At 68.3% G+C, this 12498-nt stretch carries 9 protein-coding genes and 1 tRNA gene; 8 read left to right on the top strand and 2 right to left on the bottom strand.

Annotated features, from left to right (window positions below; translation table 11 throughout):
- Positions 1–8: 8 nt before the first annotated feature.
- Positions 9–836 carry a dienelactone hydrolase family protein gene (locus tag V5740_RS09475; RefSeq protein WP_347302240.1) on the bottom strand — a complete coding sequence of 276 codons (828 nt, stop codon included), beginning with the start codon at positions 834–836 and terminating at the stop codon, positions 9–11.
- Positions 837–1135: 299 nt separating this feature from the next.
- Here V5740_RS09475 and typA point away from each other — a divergent pair, with 299 nt between their 5' ends.
- From typA to V5740_RS09460, 3 genes are all read left to right on the top strand, one after another.
- Positions 1136–2947 (top strand): translational GTPase TypA, encoded by a 1812-nt coding sequence (gene typA / locus V5740_RS09470; RefSeq protein WP_347302239.1) that lies wholly within the window; start codon positions 1136–1138, stop codon positions 2945–2947.
- A gap of 67 nt (positions 2948–3014) precedes the next feature.
- Positions 3015–3998, top strand: coding sequence for an SPFH domain-containing protein (locus V5740_RS09465; RefSeq protein WP_347302238.1), 984 nt, complete (start codon positions 3015–3017; stop codon positions 3996–3998).
- The gene (locus V5740_RS09460) at positions 3998–4477 is read left to right on the top strand and encodes an NfeD family protein (protein ID WP_347302237.1); all 480 of its coding nucleotides are present in this window, start codon (positions 3998–4000) and stop codon (positions 4475–4477) included. Before V5740_RS09465 ends, V5740_RS09460 begins: the two co-directional genes overlap by 1 nt.
- Here V5740_RS09460 and V5740_RS09455 read toward each other — a convergent pair whose 3' ends face one another.
- Entirely contained in the window at positions 4478–5494 is a 1017-nt protein-coding gene (locus tag V5740_RS09455) for a complex I NDUFA9 subunit family protein (protein ID WP_347302236.1), read from the bottom strand. It lies immediately after the preceding gene.
- A 124-nt stretch (positions 5495–5618) separates the two neighbouring features.
- Here V5740_RS09455 and V5740_RS09450 point away from each other — a divergent pair.
- The 5 genes from V5740_RS09450 to V5740_RS09430 all read left to right on the top strand — a co-directional run bounded on the left by V5740_RS09450 (position 5619) and on the right by V5740_RS09430 (position 12497).
- Positions 5619–5705 (top strand) — tRNA-Leu (locus V5740_RS09450).
- A gap of 122 nt (positions 5706–5827) precedes the next feature.
- A complete protein-coding gene (locus V5740_RS09445) occupies positions 5828–6424 on the top strand; it encodes a TetR/AcrR family transcriptional regulator (RefSeq protein WP_347302235.1) in 597 nt (198 codons plus the stop codon).
- 240 nt (positions 6425–6664) lie between these two features.
- Positions 6665–7876, top strand: a complete 1212-nt coding sequence (locus tag V5740_RS09440; protein WP_347302234.1) for an efflux RND transporter periplasmic adaptor subunit — start codon at positions 6665–6667, stop codon at positions 7874–7876.
- Between the two features lie 26 nt (positions 7877–7902).
- A complete protein-coding gene (locus V5740_RS09435) occupies positions 7903–11085 on the top strand; it encodes a multidrug efflux RND transporter permease subunit (RefSeq protein ID WP_347302233.1) in 3183 nt (1060 codons plus the stop codon).
- Positions 11086–11093: 8 nt separating this feature from the next.
- Positions 11094–12497: an efflux transporter outer membrane subunit gene (locus V5740_RS09430; RefSeq protein ID WP_347302232.1), complete on the top strand. Its 1404-nt coding sequence runs from the start codon at positions 11094–11096 to the stop codon at positions 12495–12497.
- Position 12498: the final 1 nt, after the last annotated feature.

Raw genomic sequence — 12498 nt, 5'->3', positions numbered from 1 at the left:
TCGCTCGGTCAAAGCGACCGCTCGTACAGCGCCAGCAGCGCCGCCCAGGCGCGCTCAGCCTCCGCCTCGGCATATTTGGGGCTGTCCGGCACGGTCCAGCCATGGTCGCCGGCGAATACCTCGATCTGCGCCGGGCGGCCGGCCGCATCCGCCGCCGTGCGGAAGGCGCCCTTGGCGTCCGGCGCCTTGGCATCATCGTCCTGCGCGATGGCGATCAGGTACTGCGCCTGCGTGTCCTTCAGCACGGCATGCGGGCTGGTGAGCGCATCGGTGACGAGGCCGCCGCCATGGAAGCTCGCCGCCGCCTTCAACCGCGCCGGTACGGCGGCGGCGGTCCACACGGTGTAGGGGCCGCCCATGCAATAACCCTGATTGCCGATCCCGCGCGTGGTATCGACCGCCTCCTGCGTGTCCAGCCAGGCCACCACGTCGCGCGCCGCGCGCGTCACGCCCGCCGCATCGTTCTTCGCGCGCCAGGGGGCGACTGTTGCCATGCCCGCCTCCAGAATGGCGGCGAAATCGGCGAACTGGGGCGCGGGGCGGTCCCGGAAATAGGGGTTCAGCACCAGCACGGCATAGCCTTCACTGGCGAGCCGCCGGCCCATCATCTCGAACACCGGGCGCAGGCCCGCAATGTCCGGCCACAGGATCACCGCCGGATGCCGGCCGTCGCGCGGATGGACCCAGAAGGCGTCCATGGTCGCGCCATCGGCCGGGAAAGTGACGGTGCGTTCGGTCAGGCCGGCCGCGGCGCCCGCTTCCGGCGTGGCGCAGGCTGCCAGCACGCCGAAGCCGGCCATCGCGCCGAACTGCCGCCGGCTCAGCCCGGCGCGCATGGTTGCAACATGATCCTGCTCGCACATCGCCCGTAATCCTCTGGCTGCCTGCCGCTTGGTCTAGCGGGCGTGCGGGGCAGGGCAAGGCACCGCCGGATTTTCCTACACCCCTGCGCCGCGATACACGGTGTGGCATGACCCGCTGCGGTCTCCCACGTCCGGCCGTTCATGACGGCCGGGCCGTGCGGGAGGTGTCAACTTAGTGTCAACTTCCGCTTGTGCCACCGCCCTTGTTGCATCGCGACATCGCGGCTAAGGGGCGCGCCAGCACTCCTTCCCTTACCGAAAGCATACAACGCATGTCCCTGCGCAACGTGGCGATCATCGCCCACGTCGACCACGGCAAGACCACCCTTGTCGACCAGCTGTTCCGCCAGTCCGGCACCTTCCGCGAGAATCAGCGCGTGGAAGAACGCGCGATGGACTCGAACGACCTGGAAAAGGAACGCGGGATCACGATTCTCGCCAAGCCGACCAGCATCGAATGGCGCAGCCACCGCATCAACATCGTCGACACCCCCGGCCACGCCGACTTCGGCGCTGAGGTGGAGCGGATCCTGTCCATGGTCGATGGCGTGATCCTGCTGGTGGACGCCGCCGAAGGGCCGATGCCGCAGACCAAGTTCGTCACCGGCAAGGCGCTGGGCCTGGGCCTGAAGCCGATCGTGGTCGTCAACAAGATCGACCGCAGCGACGCCCGCGCGACGGAGGTGCTGGACGAGGTGTTCGACCTGTTCGTCAGCCTCGACGCCAATGACGAACAGCTCGACTTCCCCGTCCTCTACGCCTCCGGCCGCAACGGCTATGCCGGCCTGACGGAGGACGTGCGCGAGGGCGACCTGCTGCCCCTGTTCGAGAAGATTGTCAGCCACGTCCCCGCGCCGGACCTCGACGAGGACGGCGCCTTCGCCATGCTGGCGACCCTGCTGGACCGCGACAACTTCCTTGGCCGCATCCTGACCGGCCGCGTGGAAAGCGGCCGGCTGGAAGTGGGCATGCCGATCAAGGCGCTGGACGTCACCGGCAAGGTGGTGGAGACCGGCCGCGCGACCAAGATCTTCTCCTACGAAGGGCTGGAGCGTGTGCCCGTGCTGCACGCCAAGGCGGGCGACATCGTCGCCATCGCCGGTCTGACCGTCGCCACCGTGTCGAACACGCTGTGCGATCCGACCGTCAGCGTGCCGGTCCATGCGCAGCCGATCGATCCGCCGACCCTCTCCATGACCTTTGCCGTCAATGACAGCCCCTATGCCGGGCGCGAGGGCGACAAGGTGCAGAGCCGCGTGATCCGCGACCGGCTGGAGCGCGAGGCCGAGACCAACGTCGCCATCCGTCTGACCGAGAGCGCCGAGAAGGACGCCTTCGAGGTCGCCGGCCGCGGCGAGCTGCAGTTGGGCGTCCTGATCGAGAACATGCGCCGCGAAGGGTTCGAGCTGTCGATCAGCCGCCCCCGCGTGCTGTTCAAGGGCGAAGGCGCCAACCGCGAAGAGCCTTATGAGACGGTCGTGGTCGACGTGGACGAGGAGTTCAGCGGCACCGTCGTCGAGAAGATGGCCAACCGCAAGGCGGAGATGACCGACATGCGCCCCAGCGGCGCCGGCAAGACCCGCATCACCTTCTCCGCGCCCAGCCGCGGCCTGATCGGCTATCACGGTGAATTCCTGTCCGATACGCGCGGCACCGGGATCATGAACCGCCTGTTCGAGAAGTACGGCCCCTACAAGGGCCAGATCAGCGGCCGCCAGAACGGCGTGCTGATCTCCATGGAGCAGGGCGAGGCCGTCGCCTACGCGCTGAACGCGCTGGAAGATCGCGGCGTGCTGTTCGTCTCCCCGGGCGAGAAGCTGTACGAAGGCATGATCATCGGCGAGAACGCCAAGCCGCAGGATCTGGAGGTGAACCCCCTCAAGTCCAAGCAGCTGACCAACTTCCGCGCCAGCGGCAAGGACGAGGGCATCCGCCTGACCCCGCCGCGCAAGATGACGCTGGAACAGGCCATCGCCTACATCCAGGACGACGAGCTGGTGGAGGTCACGCCGCAAAGCGTCCGCCTGCGCAAGCGCTACCTCGACCCGAACGAGCGCAAGCGCGCCTCGCGCTCCGGCAACTGATCGCCGGTTTCACTTGCCCCTACCCCGCCCTTGGCTACCATGCCGGGGGTAGGGTGGAGGAATTACGATGATCTATGCGCTCGTGGCACTGGTGCTGGTGCTGCTGGTGTTCCTATTCATGTCGGTGCGCGTGGTCCAGCAGGGCTACGTCTATACGGTCGAACGGCTGGGCAAGTTCACTCTGGCCGCCGAACCTGGCCTGCACCTGATCGTGCCCTTCGTTGATCGCGTCGGGCGCAAGATCAACATGATGGAACAGGTGCTCGATATCCCGGGGCAGGAGATCATCACGCGCGACAACGCGATGGTCGGCGTCGATGCAGTGGTGTTCTTCCAGGTGCTGGACGCGGGCAAGGCGGCGTACGAGGTCTACGGCCTCAATACCGCGATCATGGCGCTGACCACCACCAACCTGCGCACCGTCATGGGCAGCATGGACCTCGACGAGACCCTGTCCAAGCGTGACGAGATCAATGCCAAGCTGCTGAGCGTCGTCGACCACGCGACCAGCCCTTGGGGCGTCAAGATCACGCGCGTGGAGATCAAGGATATCCGCCCGCCGATCGACATCAGCGAGGCGATGGCCCGCCAGATGAAGGCCGAGCGGCTGAAGCGCGCCGAGATCCTGGAGGCCGAAGGCGACCGCGCCAGCCGCATCCTGCGCGCCGAGGGCGAGAAGCAGAGCGCCATCCTGTCGGCGGAAGGCAAGCGCGAAGCCGCCTTCCGCGCGGCCGAGGCGCGCGAGCGCGGGGCGGAGGCGGAGGCCAAGGCGACGCAGCTCGTCTCCGACGCGATCGGCCAATCGGGTGCTCAGGCGATCAACTACTTCGTGGCACAGGAATACACCCGCGCGATCGCCAAGTTCGCCGAATCACCCAATGCCAAGACCATCCTGTTCCCGATGGAGGCGACCCAGCTGATGGGTACTCTGGGTGGCATCGGTGAACTGGCCAAGGAGGTGCTGGGGAAGGGTGATCCTGCCGGGCAGAACGTGTCCGCCCCGCCGCCATCTGCCGCGTCCCCGGCCGGGGTGCCGGTGGTGCGCCGCTGATGGACGGTTTCGGCGGGATCGAGGCGCACTGGGTCTGGATCACGCTGGGGCTGGTGCTGGCGGGTACGGAGATGCTGGTGCCCGGCGTCTACCTGATCTGGCTGGCCCTCGCCGCCATCGCCACCGGCGTGCTGACCGCCTTCGTGGAGCCGAGCCTGCCCATGCAGGTGATTGATTTCGTCGCGTTGTCGCTCATCGCCGTATTCTCCGCCCGCCGTTTCCTGCAGCGGCAGCCGCTGGAAGGGCCCGATCCCTTGCTGAACCGGCGTGGGGCACAAGCCATCGGACAGGTCGCGCTGGTGGTGGAGCCGCTGACGGACGGGCAGGGCCGGGTGCGACTGGGCGATGGCGAGTGGCTGGCGGAAGGACCCGACCTGCCGACAGGGCAGCGCGTCCGCGTCACCGGGGTGCGCGGCACGGTGCTCGTCGTGGAACCGTTGGCGAAGCCCGAGAGCACGGGAACGCCGCTGATCCCCTGATCAGGCGCTTTCGGTCTTGATCCCGAATCGGCCCGCCTTGCGGTAGCGCAGCATCCAGCGCTCGAGGAACAGGCTGAGCGGGTGGGGGGTGATGCCCATGTCCGCCAGACCCGGCATGGCGCCGCTGGCCACACTGCCACGTTGCAGCAGCTTCCACTGGTCTGGGCCCATCGGCGTACCCGGCAGGCTGGCGAACACGCCGGCGAGGCCATCCGGCACGTTCCAGAACTTGCGGTCGCGCCCCTGCGCCGCGGCGAGGCGCCGGTTGATCTCGCCCATGGTCAGCACGTCCGGCCCGGCCAGCTCGTATGTCTTGCCGCCATGCTGCTGCGGATCGGTGAGCGCCGCGGTGACCGCGGCGGCGACGTCATCGACCCACACCGGCTGCAGGCGGGCTTCGGCGCCGAACACCGGCAGCAGCGGGAACTGGCTGATCAGCCGGGCGAACATGTTGATGAACTGGTCATCCTCCCCGAACAGCACGGAGGGGCGCAGGATCGTGGCGGCGGGGAACGCCTCCAGCACCTGCCGCTCTCCATCCGCCTTGCTGCGGGCATACAGGCTGTCGCTGCCCGCCTCGGCCCCGATGGCGGAAACGTAGGTGAAGGCCGTCGCACCCTGCTGCGCGGCGTAGGATGCGGCCATCCCGGCACCATCGGCCTGCAGCGCCTGCGCTTGTTTGCCGAATGTGCCGACCAGGTAGGCGGCGGCATCAGCGCCCTGCATCGCATGGGCGATGCTGTCGCGCTTCGTCACGTCGCAGCGGGCGAACTGCATCTGGCCCAGATTGGCCAGCGGACGCAAATTGTACGCCTGTTCGGGATTGCGCGCCGCGATCCGCAGCCGCGCACCCCGGCGCAGCAGATCCTGCGCCACGTGCGAGCCGATGAAGCCGCTGCCGCCGATCAGCACCACCAGCTTGTTCTGAAGATCGTCGCGCTGCGCCATGCCCATTTCCAAACTGTCCTGCGCCGCCGCCGCGATGGGGCGGGCCCTTGCGAATGTGCCCGGTGCCATGCCGCAAGCCCTGCAATGCTGCAAGCGCGCAGGAAATCTGATTTGCCGTGTTGACGGCCCGCGATGGCGCGGCTAGTGGCCCGCTCCTACCTAGCGCCCCGGCAGCGATGACCGAGGCGCCCGTGCCCAGATGGCGGAATTGGTAGACGCACCAGCTTCAGGTGCTGGCGCTCGCAAGGGCGTGGAGGTTCGAGTCCTCTTCTGGGCACCATTCTTCGGCGGGCGATCATGGCCCGCCCGGCGCCGATCCCGTGTCATGCTGCTACAAATCCGCCGTAGGCGTGATGGTAACCTGCTGGACTTGCAGGCGATCGCTATTACATACTGCTTGATATGGAAAAGCTTGCCACCCGAGGTCGACCGCGCGAATTTGATACGGACGAGGCGCTGGCCGCCGCGTTGCGCGTGTTCTGGAGCAAGGGGTACGATGCTGCGTCGCTGACCGATCTGACGGAGGCGATGGGGATCACCCGGCCCAGCCTGTATGCGGCGTTCGGCAACAAGGAAGCCTTGTTCAAGCAGGCACTCGACCTCTACGAGGCGGAGAAGATGGCCTATGTCCATGCCGCGCTGGAGGCGCCCACCGCCCGCGCCGTGGCGGAGCGGTTGCTGCGCGGGAACATCGCCAACATCACCAGCGACTGCCCCGGCTGCCTGGGCGTGATCGCCACCATGACCTGCAATGGCGATGGGGCGGGCATCCGTGACCATATCCAGTGCCGCGCCGAATCATCGCGTCAGGCGATCGTCGCGCGCATGCAGCGCGGGATCGACGAAGGCGACTTCACCGTCCCGATCGAGGCGGAGGCGATCACCCGTTACCTGTCCGCCGTCTTCCAGGGTATCGCCATGCAGGCGAGTCAGGGCGTTCCGCGGGAGGATCTGGAAAAGGTCGCCGACGCCACGCTGGCGCTTTGGCCGGGGCGCTGAGCGTTATCTCGCCAGAAAAATACTGGCCGGTACAAAAAGGCTCTTGCGCCTGAACGGCTGATTACATACTTAGCAGTATAGAACAGCGGGTGAGCTGACGGACAGAAGGGTTGTGCCCGGTCCGGCAGTGATCGCGTGTGTTCCAGCCACGACGACCCATACCGCAGTGCTGCCCCGTCCCGCCCGTCAGCCCCTGGCTTTCGGAGGCGCGGTGCCGTGCCCGCTATCCGCGAGAGAGCCATGAGCGACATGACCCCCATCCCGATCAGCGACCTGCCCCGCGACACCGTGGGAACGGTGCCGGGCGCTTCGCGCCCACGCCTGCGCCTTGCCGGCTGGATCGCCGCGATCCTGGCGGTGCTGGTGCTCGCCTGGTGGTTGCTCGGCGGGCGCGAGGCGCCGGCCGTGGCTCCGCTGGAGCCGGTGGTGACCGTCGCCACCCCGCTGCAGCGTCAGGTTACGCTGTGGGACGATTACATCGGCCGGTTCGAGGCAAGCCGCAGCGTGGAGCTGCGCCCCCGCGTCTCCGGCCAGGTGACGGCGGTGCATTTCACCGACGGCGAGATCGTCCGTGCCGGGCAGCCGCTCTTCACCATTGATCCGCGTCCCTACCGCGCCGCTCTGGCCGAGGCGCAGGCAGGCGTCGCCACCGCCCGCAGCGATCTGTCCCTGGCGGAGGCGGACCTCGCCCGTGCGCAGCGGCTGGTCGAGGATGATGCGGTCAGCCGCAGCGAGCTCGATGCCCTGCGCGCCCGTGTCACCGCCACCCGCGCCGCGGTGGAGGCTGCCCGCGCCCGCGTGCAGAGCCGGGCGCTGGATGTGGAGTTCACCACCGTCCGCGCACCGATCGCTGGCCGCATTTCCGACCGGCGGATCGATCCCGGCAATCTGGTGTCCGCGGGCGAGGGCAGCAGTGCCACGCTGCTGACCACGATCAACGCGACCGATCCGCTCTACTTCACGTTCGACGGATCGGAGGCATCGTTCCTGCAGGGGCGGCGCGACGGCCTGGCGAACGGCGCGCCGGTGGAGATCCGCCTGGCGGACGAGACGGAATACAGCCGTCGCGGCACGTTGGACTTCACCGACAACGGCCTGGACCCGCAATCGGGCACGATCCGCGCCCGTGCCATCATCCGCAATCCGGACAATTTCCTCAGCCCCGGCATGTTCGGCAACATGCGGATGGCGAGCGGCGGCGGGCAGGTCGACGCCCTGCTGGTGCCCGACACCGCCGTGCAGACGGATCAGACGCGCAAGCTGCTGCTGGTGGTCGGGCAAGACGGCAAGGTGGCGAGCAAGCCCGTCACGCTCGGCCCGATCGTGGATGGCCTGCGCGTTGTAACCGGTGGACTCGCCCCCAACGACCGGGTGGTCATCGATGGCACGCAGCTCGCCATGCCCGGCGGCTCTGTTCAGACCCGTAATGGCCGCATCAGCGCCGCGCAGTAAGCGCGCGCGAATCCAGGACCTTTCCCATGCGCCTGTCCCGCTTCTTCATCGACCGGCCGATCTTCGCGGCCGTGGTCGCTGTCATCATCACGCTGGTGGGTGCCATCAGCTACTTCTTCCTGCCGGTCAGCCAGTATCCGGAGGTGGTGCCACCCACCGTGCAGGTGACCGCCACCTATCCGGGCGCGTCGGCCGAAACGGTGGCGGAGACCGTCGCCAACCCGATCGAGCAGGAGATCAACGGCGTCGACGGCATGCTCTACCTGTCGAGCGAATCGACAGGTGACGGGCGCACCACGATCACCGTCACCTTCCAGCAGGGCACCGACCTCGACGAGGCGCAGGTGCTGGTGCAGAACCGCGTGGCCATCGCCACGCCGCGCCTGCCGGAAGAGGTGCAGCGGCTGGGCATCGTGACCCGCAAGACCACGCCCGACTTCCTGCTGCTGGTGAACCTCGTCTCTCCCGACGGGTCGCTCGACCGGGCCTACATGTCGAACTACGCCCAGACGCGCATCCGCGACCGGCTCGCCCGGATTGAAGGGGTGGGCGACGTGCAGCTGTTCGGCCAGCGCGAGCTAGCCATGCGGGTGTGGATCGATCCCGGCCGTGCCGCCGGTCTCGGCCTCGCCGCCGGCGACATCGTGGAGGCGCTGCGGGCGCAGAACGTGCAGGTCGCCGCCGGCCAGATCGGCCAGTCGCCGAGCCCCGGCGCCGCATTCCAGCTGAACGTGGAGACGCAGGGCCGCTTCACCGATCCCGCGCAGTTCGGCAATGTCGTGATCCGCACCGATGCGGAGGGGCGCCAGGTCCGTGTGCGCGACGTCGCCCGCGTGGAACTGGGGGCGCAGGATTACAGCACTAGCGCCTATCTGGGTAACGGCGATTCGGTCATCATCCCCGTCCTGCAACAGCCGGGCAGCAACGCGCTGGCCAGTGCCGAAGAAGTGCAGGCCGAAATGGAGGAGATCGCCGCCGACTTCCCGGCGGGCCTGGAATATCGCATCGTCTACAACCCGACGGAGTTCATCCAGGAATCCGTTGATGCCGTGGTTCACACGCTGATTGAGGCGGTGGTGCTGGTGGTGCTGGTCATCATCGTCTTCCTGCAGAAATGGCGCGCATCGGTGATCCCCGTGCTGGCCATTCCGGTCTCCCTTATCGGCACCTTCGCGGTGCTGGCGATGCTCGGATATTCGCTGAACAACCTGTCGCTGTTCGGGCTGGTGCTGGCGATCGGGATCGTGGTCGATGACGCGATCGTGGTGGTCGAGAATGTGGAGCGCAACCTGGCGGAAGGCATGTCCCCGTTGGAGGCGGCGCGCCGGTCGATGGACGAGGTCGGCGCCGCGCTGATCGCTATCGTGCTGGTGCTGTGCGCGGTGTTCGTGCCGACGCTGTTCATCGGCGGCCTGTCGGGCGCGTTCTACCAGCAGTTCGCCGTCACCATCTCGGCCGCGACGATCATCTCGCTGGTGGTGTCGCTGACCCTGTCGCCCGCGCTGTCGGCCCTGCTGCTGCGTCCGCATCGCCACCTGCCTGCCAGTGCCCCGCGCTGGCAGCAATGGATCGAGCGTGCGGGCGATGGCTTCAACCGCGGTTTTGACCGGTTCAGCGCCGCCTATGGTCGGTGGACCGCGCGGCTGGTCGCCATGCCACGCCGGGTGATGGCGACCTATGTGGTGCTGATCGGCCTGACCGGCTTCGCCCTGTCGGCGACACCCACCGGCTTCGTCCCGCAGCAGGATCAGGGTTACTTCCTGACTGTGATCCAGTTGCCGCCGGGTTCCGCCACCAGCCGCACCGATGCCGTGATGAAGGACATCGCCGGGCGCATGCTGAAGATCCCCGGCATCAGCAATACGGTCATGCTGTCCGGTTTCGACGGCACGTCCGAGACGCAGAGCGCCAGCTCCGCCGCGGCCTACTGGGTGCTTGACGATTTCGAGGAGCGCGCCGCCAAGGGGCAGACGGTCGATGCGCTGATGGGCGAGGCGATGAAGGCCACCGCCGACATCCAGGGTGCCCGGCTGATGGTGGTAAAGCCGCCGATCATCCGCGGCATCGGCTCCGCCGGGGGTTTCCGCATGATGGTGCAGGACCGTAACGGCGCCGGTTACCGGGAGCTGGAGAAGATGGCCAATGCCGTGATCGCGCAGGCCAACCAGCAGGAAGGGATGGCCGGCGTCTACACCTTCTTCAACACCGCCACCCCGCGCGTGCGCGCCGACATCGACCGTGATAAGGCCCAGATCCTGGGCGTGTCGCCGGCCCGCGTGTTCGAGACGCTGAGCGTGTATCTGGGGTCGTCCTTCGTGAACGACTTCAACCTGCTCGGCCGCACGTTCCGCGTGACGGCGCAGGCCGACGCGCCGTTCCGCGATAGCGCGAGCGACGTGGCGCAGCTGCAGACCCGCAGCGACAACGGGGCCATGGTGCCGCTGGGATCGGTCGCGAACCTCAGCGACACGACCGGGCCGTACCGCGTCACCCGCTACAACCTGGCACCGGCCGTCGCCGTCGATGGCGACACCGCGCCCGGTTATTCCAGCGGGCAGTCGCTCGCCACTATGGAGGGGGTTGCCGATGCGACGCTGACCGGTGGCTACGACTATGAATGGACGGGCATCGCCTATCAGCAGCGCTTTGCCGGGAACACCGCGGCGGTGGTGTTCGCGCTGGCCGTGCTGCTCGTCTTCCTGGTGCTGGCGGCGCAGTACGAGAGCCTGGTGATGCCGCTGGCGATCATCCTGATCGTGCCGATGTGCCTGCTCGCGGCGATGATCGGCGTGAACCTGCGCGGCATGGACAACAATGTGCTGACGCAGATCGGCCTGGTCGTGCTGATCGCGCTCGCCGCCAAGAACGCGATCCTGATCGTGGAGTTCGCGCGGCAGGGCGAGGAAAACGGGATGACCCCGGTCGAGGCTGCGGTGGAGGCGGCGATCACCCGGCTGCGCCCCATCCTGATGACCAGTTTCGCCTTCATCCTGGGTGCGGTGCCGCTGGTGACCGCGACCGGCGCGGGGGCGGAACTGCGGCAGGCGCTGGGGACGGCGGTGTGCTTCGGCATGCTTGGCGTCACCGGCTTCGGCCTGTTCTTCACGCCGACCTTCTATGTCGTCAGCCGCGCGCTGGGCGATCACCTCGCCGCCATGCGCCGCAAGCCCAACACCGGCAGCGACCCGTTGCTGCAGCCTGCCGAATAGGTGCCGTCATGATCCGCAACTCGCTTCTCGCCGTCACCGCGCTTGCCCTGTCGGGCTGCGCCGTGGGGCCGGACTACACCGCATCCACCCCCCGCGCGGTGGAGTCCGGCCCGTTCATCGCCGCCGACAACGTGAACTTCACGCCCGAGCCGCTGCCGGCGGACTGGTGGCGGATGTATGACGACCCTGTGCTGGACGGCCTGGTGGCCGACGCATTGGCCGCCAACACCGACATCAGACAGGCGGTGGCGCGCATCGCCCGTGCCCGTGCCGCTTTGCGCGGCGTGGGTGCGGACCGCCTGCCGCAGACACAGGTGGGCGCGGGCGCGACCTACAACCGGGTGCCGCAGATCCAGACTCTGCCCGGCTTCTATCGGGAGCAGTGGCGGATCGATGGCGGGCTCGACGTCTCGTACGAGGTCGACCTGTTCGGCCGCGTCAGCCGCAATGTGGAGGCGGCACGCGCCGACCTCGCCGCGGCGGATGCCGATGCCGACGCGGTGCGGGTGATGGTGGTTGCAGAAACCACCCGCGCCTACGCCGATGCGGCCGGTTTCGCCGCGCGGATCGCCGTGGCGCAGGATATCGTCGCGTTGCTCGACCAGTCTCTCGGCCTGACGCAGCGCCGGTATGACGAAGGATTCGAGACCGGCCTAGCCGTGTCGCGCATCGCCACCTTGCGCGAACAGCGCGTGGCGGAGATCCCGGCGCTGGAGGCGGCACGCGCGGGTGCGCTGTTCCGCCTCGCCACGCTGACCGGGCGGGCGCCGGCCGAACTGCCGGCGGTCGCTGGCGAACGCTCCCTGGTGCTGGAGATCACGCAACCGCTGCCGGTGGGCGACGGGGCGCAATTGCTCGCCCGCCGACCGGATATACGCGCGGCGGAGCGGCGAGTGGCGGCGGACACCGCGCGCATCGGCGTGGCGACGGCCGACCTCTACCCGCGCATCTCGCTGGCGGCGGGGGTCGGTTCCACCGGCACCGACATTGGTGATTTCTTCACCGGCGGGCCGTTCCGCTGGCTGCTCGGCCCGCTGCTGAGCTGGACGTTCCCGAACAACGAGGCCGTGCGCGCCCGGATCGACGCGGCGGAAGCGGACACGCAAGGGCGCCTCGCCGCCTTCGACGGGACGGTGCTGACCGCCCTGCAGGAAACGGAGACCGCGCTCGCCACCTACGCCGGCGCGCTGGAGCGGCGGAGCGCGTTGCAGTTGGCGACGTTGCAGGCCGAACGCGCCGCCACCATCGTGCGCGCGCAGCAGCGGGAAGGCCGCATCAACTCGCTAGAACGGCTGGATGCGGAACGCACGCTGGCGGAAACCCGCGCCGCGCTGGCGGCGCAGGATGCCCTGGTCTCCACCGCGCAGATCGACCTGTTCCGTGCGCTCGGCGGCGGCTGGTCCGCCACCTGAG

The organism is Croceibacterium sp. TMG7-5b_MA50, from assembly GCF_039830145.1.
GTDB lineage: Bacteria > Pseudomonadota > Alphaproteobacteria > Sphingomonadales > Sphingomonadaceae > Croceibacterium.
This window is presented reverse-complemented; position numbering and strand designations above follow the sequence as displayed.

Coding starts and splice junctions, on each gene's coding strand:
- V5740_RS09475 (WP_347302240.1), bottom strand. CDS start 836: ATGCGCGCCGGGCTGAGCCGGCGGCAGTTCGGCGCGATGGCCGGCTTC.
- typA (WP_347302239.1), top strand. CDS start 1,136: ATGTCCCTGCGCAACGTGGCGATCATCGCCCACGTCGACCACGGCAAG.
- V5740_RS09465 (WP_347302238.1), top strand. CDS start 3,015: ATGATCTATGCGCTCGTGGCACTGGTGCTGGTGCTGCTGGTGTTCCTA.
- V5740_RS09460 (WP_347302237.1), top strand. CDS start 3,998: ATGGACGGTTTCGGCGGGATCGAGGCGCACTGGGTCTGGATCACGCTG.
- V5740_RS09455 (WP_347302236.1), bottom strand. CDS start 5,494: ATGGCACCGGGCACATTCGCAAGGGCCCGCCCCATCGCGGCGGCGGCG.
- V5740_RS09445 (WP_347302235.1), top strand. CDS start 5,828: ATGGAAAAGCTTGCCACCCGAGGTCGACCGCGCGAATTTGATACGGAC.
- V5740_RS09440 (WP_347302234.1), top strand. CDS start 6,665: ATGAGCGACATGACCCCCATCCCGATCAGCGACCTGCCCCGCGACACC.
- V5740_RS09435 (WP_347302233.1), top strand. CDS start 7,903: ATGCGCCTGTCCCGCTTCTTCATCGACCGGCCGATCTTCGCGGCCGTG.
- V5740_RS09430 (WP_347302232.1), top strand. CDS start 11,094: ATGATCCGCAACTCGCTTCTCGCCGTCACCGCGCTTGCCCTGTCGGGC.